This window comes from Microbacterium sp. GCM10027623 (genome assembly GCF_042666935.1).
GTDB lineage: Bacteria > Actinomycetota > Actinomycetes > Actinomycetales > Microbacteriaceae > Microbacterium.
The window spans coordinates 277,444-295,603 of record NZ_JBHTHE010000001.1 but is presented as its reverse complement, the minus strand read 5'-3'; the positions used below and the strand labels follow the sequence as shown (position 1 = coordinate 295,603).

15 protein-coding genes and 1 riboswitch are annotated in these 18,160 nt (G+C 70.3%); of the genes, 9 read left to right on the top strand and 6 right to left on the bottom strand.

The window, feature by feature from the left end; all coding sequences use genetic code 11:
- Nucleotides 1-47 precede the first annotated feature (47 nt).
- A complete protein-coding gene (locus ACFQY2_RS01305; protein WP_378743798.1) occupies nucleotides 48-497 on the top strand; it encodes a hypothetical protein in 450 nt (149 codons plus the stop codon).
- Between the two features lie 26 nt (nucleotides 498-523).
- Here the strand turns inward: ACFQY2_RS01305 and ACFQY2_RS01300 are convergent, their stop codons facing one another.
- Entirely contained in the window at nucleotides 524-2,722 is a 2,199-nt protein-coding gene (locus ACFQY2_RS01300; protein WP_378743797.1) for an ATP-binding cassette domain-containing protein, read from the bottom strand.
- Nucleotides 2,723-2,855: 133 nt separating this feature from the next.
- Between ACFQY2_RS01300 and ACFQY2_RS01295 the strand changes: the two genes are divergently transcribed.
- Nucleotides 2,856-3,911, top strand: coding sequence for an enoyl-CoA hydratase/isomerase family protein (locus ACFQY2_RS01295; RefSeq protein WP_378743796.1), 1,056 nt, complete (start codon nucleotides 2,856-2,858; stop codon nucleotides 3,909-3,911).
- Nucleotides 3,912-3,991: 80 nt separating this feature from the next.
- Here ACFQY2_RS01295 and ACFQY2_RS01290 read toward each other — a convergent pair whose 3' ends face one another.
- Nucleotides 3,992-5,185: a glycosyltransferase family 4 protein gene (locus tag ACFQY2_RS01290; protein WP_378743795.1), complete on the bottom strand. Its 1,194-nt coding sequence runs from the start codon at nucleotides 5,183-5,185 to the stop codon at nucleotides 3,992-3,994.
- Between the two features lie 186 nt (nucleotides 5,186-5,371).
- Here ACFQY2_RS01290 and ACFQY2_RS01285 point away from each other — a divergent pair, with 186 nt between their 5' ends.
- Both ACFQY2_RS01285 and ACFQY2_RS01280 read left to right on the top strand, forming a co-directional pair.
- Nucleotides 5,372-7,099, top strand: a complete 1,728-nt coding sequence (locus ACFQY2_RS01285) for an ABC transporter ATP-binding protein (protein ID WP_378743794.1) — start codon at nucleotides 5,372-5,374, stop codon at nucleotides 7,097-7,099.
- 89 nt (nucleotides 7,100-7,188) lie between these two features.
- The gene (locus ACFQY2_RS01280) at nucleotides 7,189-9,342 is read left to right on the top strand and encodes an ABC transporter ATP-binding protein (RefSeq protein WP_378744998.1); all 2,154 of its coding nucleotides are present in this window, start codon (nucleotides 7,189-7,191) and stop codon (nucleotides 9,340-9,342) included.
- Nucleotides 9,343-9,486: 144 nt separating this feature from the next.
- On the opposite strand, the gene ACFQY2_RS01275 is transcribed toward ACFQY2_RS01280, so the two are convergent.
- Complete coding sequence (locus tag ACFQY2_RS01275; RefSeq protein WP_378743793.1) at nucleotides 9,487-10,953, bottom strand: D-alanyl-D-alanine carboxypeptidase family protein; 1,467 nt, start codon at nucleotides 10,951-10,953, stop codon at nucleotides 9,487-9,489.
- Between the two features lie 234 nt (nucleotides 10,954-11,187).
- Nucleotides 11,188-11,297, top strand: a riboswitch (TPP riboswitch).
- Here ACFQY2_RS01275 and ACFQY2_RS01270 point away from each other — a divergent pair.
- From ACFQY2_RS01270 to ACFQY2_RS01260, 3 genes are all read left to right on the top strand, one after another.
- Entirely contained in the window at nucleotides 11,290-11,922 is a 633-nt protein-coding gene (locus tag ACFQY2_RS01270) for an ECF transporter S component (protein ID WP_378743792.1), read from the top strand. (Overlaps the previous riboswitch by 8 nt.)
- Nucleotide 11,923: 1 nt before the next feature.
- A complete protein-coding gene (locus ACFQY2_RS01265) occupies nucleotides 11,924-13,381 on the top strand; it encodes an ABC transporter ATP-binding protein (RefSeq protein WP_378743790.1) in 1,458 nt (485 codons plus the stop codon).
- Nucleotides 13,378-14,166 carry an energy-coupling factor transporter transmembrane component T family protein gene (locus ACFQY2_RS01260; protein WP_378743789.1) on the top strand — a complete coding sequence of 263 codons (789 nt, stop codon included), beginning with the start codon at nucleotides 13,378-13,380 and terminating at the stop codon, nucleotides 14,164-14,166. Before ACFQY2_RS01265 ends, ACFQY2_RS01260 begins: the two co-directional genes overlap by 4 nt.
- A 63-nt stretch (nucleotides 14,167-14,229) precedes the next feature.
- Here the strand turns inward: ACFQY2_RS01260 and ACFQY2_RS01255 are convergent, their stop codons facing one another.
- Entirely contained in the window at nucleotides 14,230-15,168 is a 939-nt protein-coding gene (locus tag ACFQY2_RS01255) for an NADP-dependent oxidoreductase (protein WP_378743788.1), read from the bottom strand.
- Nucleotides 15,169-15,302: 134 nt separating this feature from the next.
- On the opposite strand from ACFQY2_RS01255, the gene ACFQY2_RS01250 reads away from it, so the two are divergent.
- Nucleotides 15,303-15,812: a MarR family winged helix-turn-helix transcriptional regulator gene (locus ACFQY2_RS01250; protein ID WP_378743787.1), complete on the top strand. Its 510-nt coding sequence runs from the start codon at nucleotides 15,303-15,305 to the stop codon at nucleotides 15,810-15,812.
- Nucleotides 15,813-15,935: 123 nt separating this feature from the next.
- On the top strand, nucleotides 15,936-16,910 hold the full coding sequence (locus tag ACFQY2_RS01245) for an SDR family oxidoreductase (RefSeq protein ID WP_378743786.1): 975 nt from the start codon (nucleotides 15,936-15,938) through the stop codon (nucleotides 16,908-16,910).
- A 48-nt stretch (nucleotides 16,911-16,958) separates the two neighbouring features.
- On the opposite strand, the gene ACFQY2_RS01240 is transcribed toward ACFQY2_RS01245, so the two are convergent.
- Together ACFQY2_RS01240 and ACFQY2_RS01235 are read right to left on the bottom strand one after the other, a co-directional pair.
- Nucleotides 16,959-17,696, bottom strand: a complete 738-nt coding sequence (locus ACFQY2_RS01240; RefSeq protein ID WP_378743785.1) for a phosphotransferase — start codon at nucleotides 17,694-17,696, stop codon at nucleotides 16,959-16,961.
- Nucleotides 17,697-17,703: 7 nt separating this feature from the next.
- Entirely contained in the window at nucleotides 17,704-18,066 is a 363-nt protein-coding gene (locus ACFQY2_RS01235) for a DUF488 domain-containing protein (protein WP_378743784.1), read from the bottom strand.
- Between the last annotated feature and the right edge of the window lie 94 nt (nucleotides 18,067-18,160).

Below are 18,160 nucleotides of genomic sequence, written 5' to 3'. Positions count from 1 at the left end.
GAGCAAGTCGTAGGCATCTTGCCTGGCGTCGCTGGCAGACTGTACGCATGGTGACGCTGCTGCTGGATCAGACGCGACTCGAGGTCGTGCTGTCCCCGGTCGAGCGCGCGTCGACGTTCCATCGGGAGAACCTGCACATCGTGCGCAAGCACATCACCCGCGTGCAGCTGACCGATGATGCCTGGACCTGGTTGCGCGGGGTTCCCGGCCCCGGAACCTACATCCCGGGGATCCTCGCCGGCGGCACCTGGAAGGGTGCGGGCACGACCGATTTCGTCCTGATCCGCAGGCGTCGCCCGAGTGTGGTCATCGACCTCGACGGCGATGCGCAGTATCAGCGGCTGATCCTCACCACTCGGCACGGTCTGGCCCTGACGCAGGCGCTGCGTCTGGAGGTCAGCGACGAGCCGGAGGATGTCGTGGACATCGCCTCGACGGCGCCGGCGCCGGTCGGCATACCCCGTCAGCGGCCGGTCATCCGCCCTCGTCCCGCCTGATCGGCCACGCGGTTCGGCCGCGCGGTTCAGCTCTGCGGGTGGTCCCCGTCGTGCTGATCCTGAGTGCGACCCTGATCGTCGTCCTGGTCGGCGGATCGGCCCTCGTGGCCGTCCTCACCCTGCCGACCATCGTCCTCGGACGGCGCATCCGCACTCGCCGCGGACTCCTCTGCGCCGGCTTCGGCACCTGCATCGGGTTCGGCGCCGGCGTCACTCCCGGCACCCGATCCGGTAACCGGCTCGGCCCCGCTTCCGGCGCGGACCGGGCTGAACGGGTAGGCGGGTGCGGGGCCGTCGAAGAAACGGCTGGCGGCACTCGACAGTGAGGTGCGCATCGCGGCGAGGTGCGGGTCGTCCTCCGCGTCATCGACGGCGGAGTCGTCATCGTCGTCGTTGGACAGCAGCGGCGCGAACACGGCGATCGCCTCGGTGGCCGGCGCGGTCGGTTCGGCGTCAGCCGGAGAAGCGGATGCCGGGATGCCGGTGATCAGCTCGGTGAAGGTGCTGGGCTCGGTGGTCCCCACCACCGAGACCGCCTCGGTGGCGAGCGGAAGCACCCGGGTCGCGTCCGGGTCGTCGGAGTGCGCGGTGTCGTCGGAGGCGTCGCCGTCCTGAGCGAGCGCGGTGTCGCCGGCGTTCGCGGCATCCACGGCGTTCTCGGTGTCGCGGGCGTCCTCGGGGGAGGCGTCGGATGCGGATTCCTCGCCTTCGGGGTCCTGCCCGTGCGAGTCCTGCACGCGCGTGTCTGCGTCGGACGGCTCCGGCGCAGGGGCGGCCGGACGGTCCCACAGGCTCGCCACTGCTGCCTGCAGCGGGTCGCTCTCGGGCTGTGCGTCCTGGTCGGCCGGGTCGCTCTCCGCGACGTCCTCCCCGACCGCGGCCTCACCGACGGCTGCGTCCGCGTCGGCTCCCCGCTCGCCCGCGACGGATGCGTCGGCGTCGGCTTGGGCGCCTTCGTCCGCAGCGGCGGTCTCCGCTTCGGCAGGCGTCTCGGTCGCGGCCTCCGCCTCCGCAGGAGTCTCGGTCTCGGCGGCGTCGGCGGCGGCCTCCGCCTGGCTGTCCTCGGCCGCTGCGGTCGCATCGGCCTCGGCATCTGCATCGGCATCCGCCTGCGCGTCGGTGCCCTCTTCCGCCGGACGCGGCGCATCGCCCGTCAGGGCGGCAGGGGCTTCGTCGGCGACGCCGGCAGGAGCGCCGCCGGCGACGACCGCCGCCGCGCCGGCCGTGGCCAGCCCGCTGGCGGAGAGCGCCGTGTCTCCGGCGGAGACGCCGTCATGCAGCGGAGCGTGCGCGACCGGGTTGGCGACCTGATCGAGGCGCGGACTGTCGGCGCGCCGACCGTAGACGAGGTCCAGGAAGACGTCCTCGAGGCTGGGCCCGCGCTGCTGCAGCATCGTCAGCGGCACGCCTGCCGCTGCGGTGATCGCGCCGACCGCAGCGGAGTTCGAGTCGCGCACCGTCACTCCGGAGCGCAGCACGTCGAACGAGAGCTTGGCGGCGGACAGGGCGGTGATGAGCTGCGCGCGGTTCTCGGCATCCACGATCACGGCGCCTCCCGCCGGATCGGCGAGCTCCTCGATGCCGCCGGAGTACACCGCGCGACCCTTCGAGAGCACCACGACGTCGTCGGCGACCTGCTCGATCTCACTGAGCACGTGCGAGGACACCAGCACCGTGCGGCCCTCGTCGGCCAGACGGCGCATGAGCAGGCGCATCCAGCGGATGCCCTCCGGGTCGAGACCGTTGGCCGGCTCGTCGAGGACGAGCACACCGGGGTCGCCCAGAAGGGCGGATGCGACGGCCAGTCGCTGGCGCATCCCCAGTGAATAGCTGCCCAGGCGCGTGTCGGCGTCGTCCTGCAGCCCGACCAGGCGCAGCACCTCGTCGACCCGGGCGACCGGGATGCCGTTGCTCTTCGCCGCGATCAGCAGCTGACGGGCGGCGGTGCGACGCGGCCGGTACGCGGCCTCTTCGAGCACCGCGCCGACCGTGCGCAGCGGATTGCGCAGCTCGGAGTAGGACGAACCGCCGATCGTCGCGGTGCCGGACGTGGGACGGATCTGCCCCAGCAGCATCCGAAGCGATGTCGTCTTGCCCGCCCCGTTCGGGCCGAGGAAGCCGGTGACGACACCGGGCTCGACCCGCACCGAGAGGTCGGCGACCGCCGTCACGGCGCCGTAGCGCTTCGTGACACGGTTGAACTCGAGCACCTGTCCTTCGGGCATGGCGACCTCTCCTGATCTGGGCAGTTCCTCCCATCTTCGCGGAAATCCCTGAGAATACCGCTTCCACCTGCCGGAATCGCTGATCCTGACCCCTGAATCGGCGCGAAACGCGAAGCGGAGTAGCCTGACGGTCGTGACCGACGTCGAAGCTGCCACCGTCCTGATCCGCACCGAGAACTCGCTCGGGAGGATCACCCTGAATCGTCCGCGCGCGATCAATGCGCTCGACCTGGACATGATCGAGCGCATCACCGCCGCGCTGACCGCGTGGATCGACGACGTCGACATCGAGACGGTGCTCATCGACGGCGAGGGCGAACGGGGCTTCTGCGCGGGCGGCGACGTGCGCGCGCTGTACGAGCACATCGTCAGCGGTCGTCCCGGCGACATCGCCGAGTTCTTCCGTGCCGAGTACGCGATGAACGTGCTCATCGCCGAGTACCCCAAGCCGGTCGTCGTCTTCGCCGACGGCATCACGATGGGCGGCGGGATCGGCCTGGCAGGGCACGCCGCCGTGCGGGTCGTCACGGAGCGCTCGAAGCTGGCGATGCCGGAGACGCGCATCGGCTTCACGCCCGACGTCGGCGGCACCTGGCTGCTCGGGCGTGCGCCGGGCCGGTTCGGGGAGTACTTCGGGCTGACCGGGCAGACCATGACCGGTGCGGATGCCCTGTATCTGGGATTCGCCGACCACTTCGTGCCGTCGGACCGGCTCGACGGGCTGCGCGAGGCACTGGCGTGGCGCGCCGACCCCGGCACCCCGAACGAGATGGTGCTGCTGTTCGACGAGACGCCGGACCCGTCGACGCTGGCGGCCGAACGCGCCTGGATCGACGACGCATTCTCCGCACCGACCGTCGGTGAGATCGCGGAACGGCTGCGGGCGTCGGACGCTCCGGCTGCCGCCGCGGCGCTCGCCGTACTCGAGGAACTGGCCCCCACCGGGCTCGCGGTGACGCTGGACGCCGTGCGGGAGGCCCGCGCGATGCACAGCGTGCGCGAGGCGCTGGAGGGCGAGTACCGCCGGGTCATGTGGTTCGGCACCCATCCCGACATGGTGGAGGGCATCCGCGCGCAGCTGATCGACAAGGACCGCAACCCGCGGTGGCAGCCGGCGACGATCGCCGAGCTCGGTGAGGACCCCGGATTCGGCGCCCGGGAATTCGTGCCCGAGGTGCCCTTGTTCTGAGGGAGAGTCGGGCGACGTGCGACCCGGAGGCGGGACGCACGCGGATGACCGGTCGCGGAGCGCCTGAGGCAGCAGGGAACTCAGACGCGCGCCGAGGCGATGAGCTCCTGCAGGCGGGCGACGTGCGCGGCGGCCACGCGCTCGCGCGCATAGGCGAGGGCGCTCTCGCGCGGGGCGTCCAGCAGGGAGCGGTCGGCCTCCAGCCGCAGGATCAGCTCCGCGAGCCCCGCGGCGTCCGGAGTCGGCGTGAGCAGCGCGGCATCGCCGAACTCGCCACCGAGCACCGGGTCGCTCACGATCACCGGGCGGCCGTGCGCGAACGCCTCCAGGGCCACCATCGGCTGGTTGTCGAACCCCAGCGAGGTGATGAGGGCGGCATCCGCGGCATCCATCAGCGCGGCCACGCGCTCACCAGGCACCGCGCCGTGGAACGTGACTCCCGGTACGGGTCGATGCGTGCCGCCGGCCACGTCCAGGTGCACGCGATCCGCTCCCAGGCGGGCGACGACCTGGCGCATGGCGTCGAGGGCGACGTCCACGCGCTTCTCGGGGGCGAAGCGGGCCACCCACAGCAGACGCAGCGGGCCGTCGGTCGACGGCGCGGCGGCGCGCAGCGGCTGGGCGACGTTCGAGAAGGCCTCCACGCGTCCGGCGCCCGCGTCGCGCAGCGCCTCGGCCTGATGCCGCGACGGGGAGAGCACGACGTCGGCGCGCTCGGCGAGGCGCAGGGTCATGGTGCGCAGAGCGTTGTTCAGCGGGTGGCTGCCGGTGTAGCGGGCGCCGCCACGAAGGCCGGTGAGCGCACTGTGCAGGCGCGAGACGACGGGGGCGAACGGAGCGAGGACGGCCGGAGCACGCCAGAAGAACGTGTGAACCGTGTGCAGCACGGGGATACCGAGCCGCTCGCCGACGGCGAGAGCCGCCGCCGCGAGAGCGAACTCGGAGTGCACCACGATCGCCCCGACACGGTGCCTGCGCACGAGGGATGCCACCAGCGGTTCGAGATCGCGGGCCCGGCCCAGGAGCGGCAGGTCGAGCACCGGGACGGTGCCGCGGCGGGGCGGGGCGACGGTGACGACCGGATGCGACGATGCGGTCGGCCCGGTGACGACGGCCGACCCATCGGCATCCGGCGCCAGCACGACAACGGGAACGCCCTCCGCCGCGAGAGCCTGCGCCTGGCGGATGAACGCCGTCTGCGCGCCGCCGAGATAGCCCAGGGAGTAGTCGCACACCAGCAGGACAGCGGGGGCGGGGACGGGGGCGTGCGGCATGCCTGCGAGTCTATTCGCGGCGACGGGCCGGTTCTTCGATCAGGTGCAGGAAGCGGCTCCGGCCAGGCGTTCGTTTCGCTTTCAGCGAAGGTCATCCCTCAGGGGGATACGGATGTCGGTGGATCGTGGCACGCTGTCTTGTGGCCGATTCTCGGTCCACTCCGAATCTCGCAAGGAAGTCCGCCCGTGCTGGGAAAGATCCTCGTTCGTTACATCACCAGATACTGGTGGCTGCTGCTGCTGGTCGTGGTGCTGCAGTTCGCCAGTGTGATGGCCTCGCTGAACCTGCCCGAGATCAACGCCGACATCATCAACAACGGTGTCGCCAAGGCTGATATCGGCTACATCTGGAGCCGCGGCGCGTTCATGCTGCTGGTCTCGCTCGGCCAGATCATCGCCTCGATCGTCGCCACCTTCTTCGCCGCCCGCATGGCCATGGCCGCAGGTCGCGACATCCGCGCCGACGTCTTCTCCCGCGTGAGCGGATTCTCCGAGCGCGAAGTGTCGCAGTTCGGTGCCGGGTCGCTGATCACCCGCAACACGAACGACGTGCAGCAGGTGCAGATGCTCGCCATGATGGGTGCGACGATGTTCGTCACCGCCCCGCTGCTCGCCATCGGCGGCATCATCAAGGCCGTGCAGACCGACGTGGGCCTCAGCTGGCTGATCGCCGTGTCCGTGCCGGTCCTGCTGCTCATCGCCGTGCTGATCATCGGCCGCATGGTGCCGCTGTTCCGGGCGAATCAGCGCAAGCTCGACGAGGTCAACCGGATCATGCGCGAGCAGCTGACCGGTGTGCGCGTGGTGCGCGCCTTCGTGCGCGAGCGCATCGAGGAGCGCCGTTTCCGCGAGGTCAACACCGACCTGATGACACTGGGACGCAACATCGGCTCGCTGTTCGTGCTGATGTTCCCGCTGTTCATGCTGGTGCTCAACGTCACCGTCGTCGCGGTCATCTGGTTCGGCGGCGTCGAGATCAACGCCGGCAACGCGGAGATCGGCACGATCTTCGCCTTCATGCAGTACATCGGGCAGATCATGATGGGCGTCATCATGTCCAGCTTCATGGCGATGATGATTCCGCGCGCCGCCGTGTCGGCCGAGCGCGTCGGAGAGGTGCTCGACGCCGAGTCGTCCATGACGCGCCCCGAGAACGGCGCGACCGAGTTCCCCCACCCCGGAGCGGTGGCCTTCGAGGACGTGGAGTTCACCTACCCCGGCGCCGAGGCGCCTGTGCTCACCGGCATCAGCTTCCGCGCCGAACCCGGTGAGACCGTCGCGATCATCGGCTCGACGGGCTCGGGCAAGACGACCCTGGTCTCGCTCATCCCGCGCCTGTTCGACGCGACCGGCGGGTCGGTGTCCGTCGGCGGCGTCGACGTGCGGGAAGCCGACCTCGACGCGCTCTGGGCCGGCATAGGCCTGGTGCCCCAGCGTCCGTTCCTGTTCACCGGCACCGTGGCGTCGAACCTCCGCTACGGACGTGAGGACGCGACCGATGAGGAGCTCTGGAACGCTCTCGAGATCGCGCAGGGCCGCGACTTCGTCGAGGAGATGCCCGACGGGTTGGACTCGCGGATCGCGCAGGGCGGTACGAACGTCTCGGGCGGCCAGCGCCAGCGTCTGGCGATCGCCCGCGCCATCGTGCACCAGCCGAAGATCCTCGTGTTCGATGACTCGTTCTCGGCTCTCGACCTGACCACGGACGCCCGCCTCCGGCAGGCGCTGTGGCGAGAGCTGCCGGATGTGACCAAGATCGTCGTGGCGCAGCGCGTGTCGACCATCACGGATGCCGATCGCATCGTGGTCCTCGAGGACGGCGCCGTCGTCGGCGTCGGAACCCACGAGGAACTGCTCGAATCGAGCGAGACCTACAAGGAGATCGTCGTGTCGCAGCTGGGGGTGGACGCATGACGCAGAACACCGACAGGAAGAGCCTGCGCCGCGAGCGCATCGCCGCAGCGCGCGCCGGCGCGACGGCCGAGGATTCGACGGCCGTGGAGATGACCGCGGCCGAGAAGGAAGAGGCCGAGCAGGCGGAGAAGGCGCGCCAGCAGGGCGGCGGCATGTTCGACGGGCCCGCGCCCGGCAAGGCCGACCACTTCGGTCCGAGCTTCCGGCGCATGCTCGGGCTGCTCAAGCCCTCGGCGGCCTGGCTCGTGCTCGTGTCGTTCTTCGGTGCGATCGGCGTCGTGCTCTCCGTCGCGGCGCCGAAGATCCTCGGCGAGGCGACGAACATCGTCTACGAGGGATTCATCTCCAAGACGCTCGGCGACAACGGCTTCCCGAAGGGGCTCAGCCAGGATCAGGTCGTCGAGGGACTGCGCCAGGCGAACCAGGGCACCTTCGCCGACATGGTCGCCGCCATGGACGACTTCTCGGTCGGTGACGGCGTCGACTTCGAACGGCTGCGGTGGATCATCCTTGCGGTGATGGCGATCTACATCGTCGCCTCGGTGCTCAGCTGGCTGCAGGGCTACGTCATCAACGTGATCATGGTGCGCACGATGTGGCGGCTGCGCGAGGACGTCGAGGCGAAGATCAACCGCCTGCCGCTGTCGTACTTCGACAAGGTGCAGCGCGGTGAGCTGATCTCGCGCGTGACGAACGACATCGACAACATCACGCAGACCATGCAGCAGTCGCTGTCGGGCGCGCTGACCTCGGTGCTCACGGTCGTGGGCGTGCTGGTCATGATGTTCTCGATCTCCTGGCAGCTCGCACTGGTGGCACTGGTGTCCCTGCCGCTGATGGCCGTCATCTTCGGCGTCATCGGACCGCGTTCGCAGAAGGCCTTCGGCATCCAGTGGCGCAAGGTCGGTCGTCTGAACGCCCGCGTCGAGGAGGCCTTCTCGGGCCACGCCCTCGTGAAGGTCTTCGGACGGGAGCAGGACGCCCTGGACAGCTTCCAGGTCGAGAACGAGGAACTCTTCCAGGCGAGCTTCAAGGCGCAGTTCCTGTCGGGCATCATCATGCCCGCCATGATGTTCGTCGGGAACCTGACGTACGTGGGCATCGCGGTGCTCGGCGGTCTGATGGTCGCCGGCGGCAACCTGCGCCTCGGTGACGTGCAGGCGTTCATCCAGTACTCCCAGCAGTTCAGCCAGCCGCTCAGCGAGCTCGGCGGCATGGCCGCGGTCGTGCAGTCCGGCACGGCGTCTGCGGAGCGGGTGTTCGACTTCCTGGATGCCGACGAGCAGGACCCGGATGCCGAGGACGCTCCGACCCTTCGGCGGGCTCAGGGACCGGATCACGGAGGGGTGATCGAGTTCGACCACGTCGAGTTCTCGTACAGCGAGGATCGTCCGCTGATCCGTGATCTGTCGTTCCGCGTCGAACCCGGTCAGACGGTCGCCATCGTCGGACCGACCGGCGCGGGCAAGACCACGCTGGTCAACCTGATCATGCGGTTCTACGAGCTGAACTCCGGACGCATCCTGCTCGACGGGCAGGACATCGCCGAGATGACCCGTGACGACCTGCGTCGCCGCACCGGCATGGTGCTGCAGGATCCCTGGCTGTTCGGCGGCACCATCCGCGACAACATCCGCTACGGAAACGACTCCGCGTCCGACGAGGAGATCGTGGCCGCGGCGACCGCCACCTACGTCGACCGATTCGTGCACTCGCTGCCCGACGGGTACGACACTGTGCTGGACGAGGAGGCGTCGAACGTCTCCGCCGGTGAGCGCCAGCTCATCACGATCGCCCGGGCGTTCGTCGCGCAACCGTCGATCCTCATCCTCGACGAGGCAACCAGCGCGGTCGACACCCGCACCGAGCTGCTGCTGCAGCAGGCCATGGCGGCGCTGCGCAGGGGGCGCACGTCGTTCGTGATCGCGCACCGTCTGTCGACCATCCGCGACGCGGACCTGATCCTCGTCATGGAGCACGGTGACATCGTCGAGCAGGGCGATCACGACTCCCTCATCGCCGCGCAGGGCGCGTACTGGCGGCTGTACCAGTCGCAGTTCGAGCAGGCCGCGGCCGACATCGACGCCGAGGACGCGCTGACCGGAGCCACTCCCGTCATGGTGACCGGCGATGCCGAGGACGAAGCGGTCGCCGAAGCCCCGGACGCCGTCCAGTTCGCGGAAGCCGTGCGGGAATCCGAGTCGTCGGCCTCCGACGGCCCAGCAGGATCCGGCCGCGCCTGACACACGGCACGACGCCCGTCCCTCTCCGGGGGCGGGCGTCTTCGTGTCCCCCCTGAGCGAGGTTTCGCACGGGTGCAGGACCGAGAGACGGGTCGGGCAGCGGACGGAGGCTCCGGACGAGCCCGGGCCGTGAGGGTCAGCCGGTCAGCCGTTGTCGATCCCGAACAGCTCGAGCGGATGGGTCAGGCGCCACCAGATGCTCGGGGCGGTCACTGCCTTCGCGAGCGAGACCCGCGTCTCGACGGTGTCGACCGGGCCCTCCGTGACGAGGCGGCCTGCCGCCGAGCCCGCCGCGGTCGTCGCCCCGAGCTCGAGCTCGGGTGTCGCCGTGGCCGACGCGCCGTTCCACAGCACGACCTTCGCGTCGGCGTCGGTCACGACATCGACGCGGTCGCCCCACTCGGTCGTGACCTGACCGACCACGGTGCCCTTCGGAACCGAGACGGGCTGGTCGGCCAGCGACTTCTCGACGCCGGCGAAGAGCTGACGGGTCACCGCGACCCGGTCGGCGTTGCTGTCCTGACCGAGCACTGCGGCGAACAGGCGCACGGTGGTGTCACCGCTGGGAACGTCCTTGGCGGTGAGCAGGTTCCAGTGCGAGAGGGTGCCGGTCTTCATACCGACCACGCCGTCGTCCTCGAGCATCTGGTTGGTGTTGGTGACGGTGCCGACTCCGGGGATCTCCGCAGAGCGCGTGCCCACGATCTCGGCGAGCACCGGATGCGCCATCGCCACTTCGCCGAGGCGGACCACCGCTGCCGGCGACGCCACGTTGTCGCGGTCGAATCCCGACGGGCTCTCCAAGGAGATCCCCTCGATGCCGTGGTCGCTGAGCCAGACCTTCGCAGCGTCCGCGAAGGCCTGCTCGCTGCCCCACAGCTCGCGGGCCAGGCGGTCGATGTAGTTGTTCGCCGACCCCAGGAGGATGCCCTGCAGCATCTGGTACTCGGTCAGACTGCCGTCGACGGGAACGTCCAGCGAGGACTGGTTCCCCCAGCGGTAGTCGAGGTATTCCTGCCGGTCGGACCGCGTGAACGCGAAGCTCGGACCCTGCTCGCCCACCTCGAGAGGCAGTTTCTCCAGCACCATCATGGCGCTCGCGATCTTGGTGATGCTCGCGATCTCGTCCCGGTCGGTGGTCGACGCCAGCGTCGACATCCCCTGAACGCCGACGGCCGCGCTGCCGTTCGTCGGCCACGCGACCGTGGCCGCCGGGGCGGATTCGACCGCCACCTGCTCGGCCGTGATGGTCGGTGCGACGGCATCCAGCGGGCACAGGAGAGTGCCCCCGGCGTAGGCCGCGCCGAGCGCGACGATGATGCCCACCGGCAGCAGTGCGCGGGGTCGGCGCCAGCCAGGGGTCAGCCGGGCTCCGGCGAACAGGTCCGGTGCGGGCTGCGTCTCGGAGGCGGACTCCGTCGCGATCCTCTGCGTGTCGAGCCAGGTCAGCGCGGTGGTGGGGTTCTCTGCGTCCGCCCAGGCGGCGGACCCTGCCGCGACGCTGTGACCGGGCTGCTCCTGGTCGCCGGGATCGCGCTGGTGGTCGGGCTCGGGCCGGTCGCCGGACTTCCCCTGGTCGCCGGGCAGCGAAGCCTCCTCGACGACATCCACAGCCTCAGTATTGCGGTTGAAGACCGCGGAGGCCGGCGTTTCCGGCTCGGCGTCGGCGTGCGTGTCGGATGTTTCCCCGGCCGGACGGTGGTCGTGCGCCGATTCTGTGCGCGCCCTCGTGCGTTCGCGAAGGGCTCTGCGCGTGACAGGACGCGTGGAATCGGGGGAGACGGTCACCTGATCTACGGTACCCAATCACATCGAGCCGCGGGCTGTGAGCCCGGCTATGATCGATGTCATCACCACGGGAGTCCGGCGTGCCGGGCTGAGAGGAAGCGAACCGCGCTTCGACCGTCGAACCTGACCCGGATCATGCCGGCGCAGGGAGGAGTTCCTATGAGCACGTCCACATCCGCACCCGTCACCCGGACGGCAGCCCTGGCCGGCGGATTCCGCTGGCGGGTTGTCGACATCGTCGTCGCCAGTGTCCTCGGCGTCGCATGCGGCTTCCTGTTCCTCGCCTGGAACGTCGGGTATCTCGGCCCGAAAGCGCTGCTCGAGCCGCTCCTGCCCGGAGTGCAGGGCCTTCTCGACGGGCCCTGGCTGATCGCCGGTGTGCTCGGCGGCCTCATCATCCGCAAGGCCGGCGCGGCCATCTTCGTCGAGACCGTCGCGGCTGTCGTCTCGGCACTCGCCGGTGCGCAGTGGGGCGGGTTCCTCACCATCGAGGCGGGACTCGTGCAGGGTCTGGGTGCGGAGCTGGTCTTCCTGATCTTCGCGTACCGGCTGTGGACGCTGCCGGTCGCGATCCTCGCCGGTGCCGGGGCGGCGATCGCGGGCGGCATCAACAACATGCTGCTGTGGTTCGCCGGGTCGGACGCCGCCTTTACCACCGTCTACCTCATCTGCACCACGCTGTCCGGGGCGGTGCTCGCCGGGCTGCTCGGCTGGCTGCTGGCGCGCGGCCTCGCCGCGACGGGCGCTCTGGACCGTTTCGGGGCGGGCCGAGAGGTGCGGGCTCGGGTCTGAGATGACCATCGACACCCGACCGGCCACCGTCGAGGCGCGGGGGTGGGGCTGGCGGCATGCCAGTCGCCTCGCGTGGGCACTGCGCGACGTCTCGCTGCGCATCGAGGCAGGTGAGCGGGTCCTGCTGCTCGGTGCCTCGGGCGCCGGCAAGTCGACGCTGCTGCACGGGCTGGCCGGCGTGCTCGGCGGCGACGAGGAGGGCGAGGCCGAGGGCGTGCTGCTCGTCGATGGCATGCCCGCCAGGGCCGCACGGGGGCAGGTCGGGCTGGTGCTGCAGGACCCTGATTCACAGGTGATCCTCGCGCGCGTCGGCGACGACGTCGCGTTCGGCTGCGAGAACCTCGGCGTCCCGCACGAGGAGATCTGGCGGCGGGTCGATGCGGCCCTGGACGCCGTCGGGTTGGATGTTCCCTTGGATCGGCCCACCAAGGCGCTCTCCGGCGGGCAGAAGCAGCGGCTCGCCCTGGCGGGTTCGCTGGCCATGCATCCCGGCCTGCTGCTGCTCGACGAGCCGACCGCGAACCTCGACCCGCATGGTGTCCTCGAGGTGCGCGATTCGGTGGAGCGGATGCTGCAGGTGCAGCGCTCCACGCTGATCGTCGTCGAGCATCGGCTGGACGTGTGGCTCCCGCTGATCGATCGGGTCATCGTCATCGGCGAAGGCGGCGTCATCGCGGACGGACCCGCGGATCGGGTCCTCGAGGCCGAGGGGGCACGGCTCGCGCAGGCCGGCGTGTGGGTGCCGGGTCATCCTCCGCGGCATCCCGCCCCACCGGCATCCGCTCCGGGGGAGACGCTGCTGAGCGCCCGCGGTCTGGCCGTGGCGCGGGTGCGCGGCACCACCGTCGCCGAGGGCATCGATGTCGACGTGCGGGCGGGGTCCGCTCTGGCCGTCACCGGACCCAACGGGGTCGGCAAGTCGACCCTCGGCCTGACGCTGGCCGGACTGCTCCCCTCCGCGGCAGGTCGGGTCGTGGCATCCGAAGGGCTCAGCGCGGGTGCCGGGCGGCATCCGATCCGGTGGAGCTCCCGTCAGCTGCTCACCCGCATCGGGACGGTCTTCCAGGAGCCGGAGCATCAGCTGCTGGCCAGAACCGTGCAGGAGGAGCTCGAGATCGGGCCGCACTCCCTGGGTCTGCCGGATGCCGAGATCGCGGCCCGCTCCGACGAACTGCTGCAACGGCTGCGCCTGGACAGACTGGCCAGGGCGAATCCGTACACCCTCTCCGGAGGGGAGAAGCGACGGCTGACGGTCGCCGCCGCGCTCGCGACCCGGCCGCGGGTGCTGGTGCTCGACGAGCCGACGTTCGGGCAGGACGCCCGCACGTGGCAGGAGCTCGTGGCGATGCTCGCCGCTCTGCGCGACGAGGAGGGCGGCGCACTGGTGGTCGTCACGCACGACCTCGACGTGGTGACGGCGCTGCATGCCGCACGGTTCACGATGGGATCGGGCTCGTGACCCTCCTGGAGAGCCGGGCGCGCACCGGAGCCATGGCACGCATCAATCCGGTCGCCAAGCTCGGCGCGAGCGGACTCATCGCCCTGCCGCTGATCCTCACGCTGGACGTGGTGTCCGCGGCCGTCGCCCTGGCACTGGAGTGCGTGCTCTTCCTGTTCGCGGGGATCGGCTGGCGCGAGTTCTGGACGCGCACGTGGCCGGTGTGGCTGGCAGCGCCCCTCACGGGGGTCACGATCGCGCTGTACGGGCAGTCCGGCGGCACGGTGTACGCGGAATGGCTGCTGGTGCGCGTCAGTGAGGGATCGCTGCTGCTGGCCGGCGCGACGATGCTCCGGGTGCTCGCGATCGCGCTGCCCTCGGTGGTGCTGTTCATCACGGTGGACCCGACCGACCTCGCCGACGGGCTCGCCCAGACGTGGCGCCTGCCGGCGCGGTTCGTGCTCGGTGCACTCGCCGGCCTGCGCATGGTCGGGCTGTTCATCGACGACTGGCGGGCGCTGCAGATGGCGCGGCGGGCGCGGGGTGTCGCGGACCGCGGGCGGGTGCGCCGGTTCCTCGGCATGGCGTTCGCGCTGCTGGTCCTGTCGATCCGCCGGGGTGCCAAGCTGTCGACGGCGATGGAGGCGCGTGGCCTCGGGTCGCCGGTGCGCCGCACCTGGGCCCGTCCCGCACGGTTCGGTACGGCCGAGTGGATGCTGTTGCTGATCGGTGCGGCGATCTCCGCCGCGGCGATCGCCGCGGCGGTCATGACCGGCACCTGGAACTTCATCCTCGGACCGTCCTGATCGCGCACGGCCGCGTCGGCCAGGGCCCGCCGGATGCTGCACCGGCCGGCCATGGCCGACGGGTCAGGCGGCGGCCGGCACCGCGACGACCTTGCCGTGCAGCCGACCGGCGGCCGCTTCGGCGTGGATCGCGGGCAGCTCGCTCAGCGGCACGCGCCGGGCGATGTCGACCGTGAGCTCCCCGGCGTCGACGAGGGCGACCAGCCCGGCCAGCTGTTCGGCGCGGGCCTGGACGTAGACGTCGGCCGCGCGCACGCCACGGGTATCGTCCCCCGGAGTCGTCATCCACACGGTGGTGGAGACCACGATGCCGGCGTCGCGCACACGGCCGACCAGCGCGGTGAACTCGTCCGGACTGATCGGCGCGAGATTGAACAGCACGTCGACGGGCTCGGCGACCGACTCCAGGACCGGGGCGCCGGTGTGGTCGATCACCTCGTCCGCACCGGCCGCCCTCACGGCATCCCGGCTGCGCGGGCTGGCGGTGGCGATGACGTGGGCGCCGGCGCGCTTGGCGAGCTGGATCGCGTATCCGCCGACGGCGCCGCCGGCGCCGACGATGAGCAGCCGCTGGCCCGCCGTGAGCCCGGCGAGGTCGAACAGGGCCTGCCAGGCGGTGAGAGCGACGGACGGCATCCCCGCCGCGTCGGCGAGGTCGATGCTCGACGGAGCCGTGACGAGAGCGTCCACCGGGGCGACGACGTACTCGGCCGCGGATCCGGGGGCGGTCATCGGCAGGAATCCGATCACCTCATCCCCCACCTGGAACGCTGCGACGCCGTCGCCCACGGCGACGACCGTGCCGGACATGTCGTAGCCCGGAGTATGGGGCAGTGACACGGGGAAGGGGAGGGTGCCGCCGCGGATGCCGGCGTCGGCCGGGCTGAATGCCGACCCGGCGACCCGGATGAGCACCTGCCCTTCGCCGGCGACGGGCTGGGCGGCGTCTTCGTAGCGGAGAACCTCGGGTCCTCCGAACTCGTGGAAGCGAACTGTCTTCATGATCTGGTCCTTTCGACACAGTGCTTCGGATTCGTAGCAACTGCTTAGAGTTCGTAACACCGGTTCCGTCGACGGTATGCCCGATACCTCGATAATTGTTTCGGAGGCGAAGCATCACTGGGTAGGCTCATCCCATGACGTCACTTCCTCCGTCGGTGGCCCCCGCGCGGTTGGGCGCCTACTTCGCACTGATGGAGACGAGCAGTCTGATGAAGCACGCCGTCGAGCAGCAGCTGCGTGACGCCGGCGATCTCAGCTATGTGCAGTTCCAGGTGCTCGCGACCCTCGGTGACTCACCGGCGGGCAGTCGACGGATGACCGACCTGGCCGACGGCGTCGTCTACAGTCGCTCCGGGCTGACCTACCAGGCCGCGACGCTGGAGAAGCGGGGTCTGGTCACTCGCAGCCCTTCCGTCGACGACCAGCGCAGCGTGACCGTGACCATCACCGATGCAGGCCGTGCCGTGCTCGCCGACGTGTTCCCGGGGCATGTCGCACTGCTCGACGATCTGCTCTTCGGCGCCCTCTCGCGCACGGACATCGAGGCTCTCGCCGACGTCCTCGGTCGCGTACGGGATCACATGCGCCGGAACCCTCCGCGATCGGCGGCACCTCGGCGCAGGAAGCCCGCGGCGAGCGAGTGACCGGGAGGGGGGACCGGAGGTCAGGTCGCGTTCCAGAGGTCGCGGTCGCGCAGTCGCCGAACCATCCGCGTGAGTCGCTCATGACCGCCCGGAGCCGTCGATCGCCTCGATAGAGTGCTGTGCATGGCTGCGACGAAGGTGCTGTTCATCGGCGGAACGGGGATCATCTCCTCGGCGGCGAGCGAGCTCGCCGCCCGGCGCGGCATGGAGGTGACCCTGCTCAATCGCGGGCGGTCCCGCCGCTCTCCCGCTGACGGCGTCGAGGTGCTGACGGCCGACATGTCGGACGAGGCGGCCGTCGACGCGGCGCTCGCCGGTCGGGAGTTCGACGTCGTCGCCGACATGATCGCCTTCACGCCCGACCAGGTGCAGCGAGACATCGATCGGTTCGAGGGGCGCACCGGCCAGTACGTGTTCATCAGTTCGGCATCCGCCTATCAGAAGCCCGTCGCCCGCCTGCCGATCACCGAGTCGACGCCGCTGCGCAACCCGTTCTGGCAGTACTCGCGCGACAAGATCGCCTGCGAAGAGCTCCTCGCCACCGCATACCGTGAGCGCGAGTTCCCCGTGACGGTCCTGCGTCCATCGCACACGTACGACAAGTGGACGATCCCCGCATTCGGCGGGTGGACCGCGATCGACCGGATGCGGCGAGGCGAGGAGATCGTCGTGCATGGCGACGGCACCTCGCTGTGGACTCTCACGCACACCACCGACTTCGCGGTCGGATTCGTGGGACTCCTCGGCAACCCGCTCGCCTACGGCGACACCTTCCAGATCACCAGTGACTTCGTCTACACCTGGAACGAGATCTACTCCATCCTTGGGCGCGCCGCCGGTGCCGAGCCGAAGCTGCGCTACGCCACCAGTGGCGCGATCGAGGACGCGCTGCCGCAGCGCGCCGGTCAGCTCGCCGGCGACATGGCGCACTCCGTCGTGTTCGACAACACCAAGATCCGGCGGGTGGTGCCGGACTTCAATCCGGTCGTCGCCTTCCACCTCGCCGCCAGGGAGATCATCGAGTGGCACGATGCGCACCCGGGGCTGCAGCGCGTCGATCGCGACCTGAGCGCGGTCTGGGACGCTCTTCTCCGATAGGCGGACGAGCGCTGGTCTGCCTCCTCAGCGCGCCAGCATGCTGCGCGGTCAGGTCGCGTTCCAGAGATCGCGGTAGAACGACAGCCTCTCGCGATCCGGTTCGACTCCGTAGGCGTCGATGAGCAGGTCCTCCCAGCCGGGACCGTAGTTCCATGCCGTGCTCATGGACGCCACGGCGATGTCGGCCCAGCGGTCGCCGGCACCCAGCAGACCCAGATCGACGTGAGCGATCCAGCGGCCGTCGTCGCCGAGCAGGGTGTTCGGACAGCACGCGTCGGCATGGCAGACGACCAGGCGGTCGATCCGCGGCGCGTCACGGAGGCGGTCCGGCAGCCGGATGCCGCGGCGCTCGGCGTTCGCGATACGGCGCGACACGGTCCACTCCCACGGGCATTCGGCGACAGGAAGCGCGTCGTGCAGCGCGCGCAGGCCCTCGCCGACGGCGCGCACGGCCGTCGCGGGGCGATCGAGCCAGCGCGGGTGCGCGGCACTCTCGCCGTCGATGGCGCTCGTGACGAGCCACTCATGCGTGGCATCCTCGCCCTGGTCGATCACCCCGGGCACCCGGATCCAGCGACCCGCCCACCGCATCCGCTCGGCCTCGTCCCGCATCGTGGACTCCTCCTGCCGAGGTCCCCACTTGATGTAGAACGGGCGTCCCGTGGCGGGCGTCGCGCGAAACGTCAGTCCGCCCACCTCGTTGGCCCAGACGCACACCAGGGTGGCGCCGGCGGCCAGCCCACGCACCCGGTCGGGAACGGCGACGGTCGTCTGCGGGATCGACATGGTGCGGTCAGCTCAGCAGGGGCTTCAGCACGTCCTGGAGCACCACGGCGTGGTTGTGCTCGGTGTTGCGCAGGGCGTACACCAGCGTCACCACGGGTCGTCCCCTCAGCTCGTCGACCAGCGCCCCCAGGGCGTCGGCGCTTTCGGTCGCCAGCTGTGTGCGATAGCGATCGGCGTTCGCCTCGAAGTCGGCGTCGGGTGCGGCATGCCAGTCGTGACGCAGTTCGATGCTCGGGGCGATGTCCTTCGCCCACAGATCGATCGCGGCCTTCTCCTTCGAGACGCCCCGTGGCCACAGCCGGTCGATGAGCACACGGAAGCCGTCTTCGGCTGAGGCGTTGTCGTAGGCTCGTTTTCGACGCAGTTCCATGTCTTCAGCATCCACCCGCCGGGCGCGAGTCCACCAGGGCGAGAAACTCGGAATCATCTATGCTGAGACTCAGTCGCACACCCTGCCACGTGCA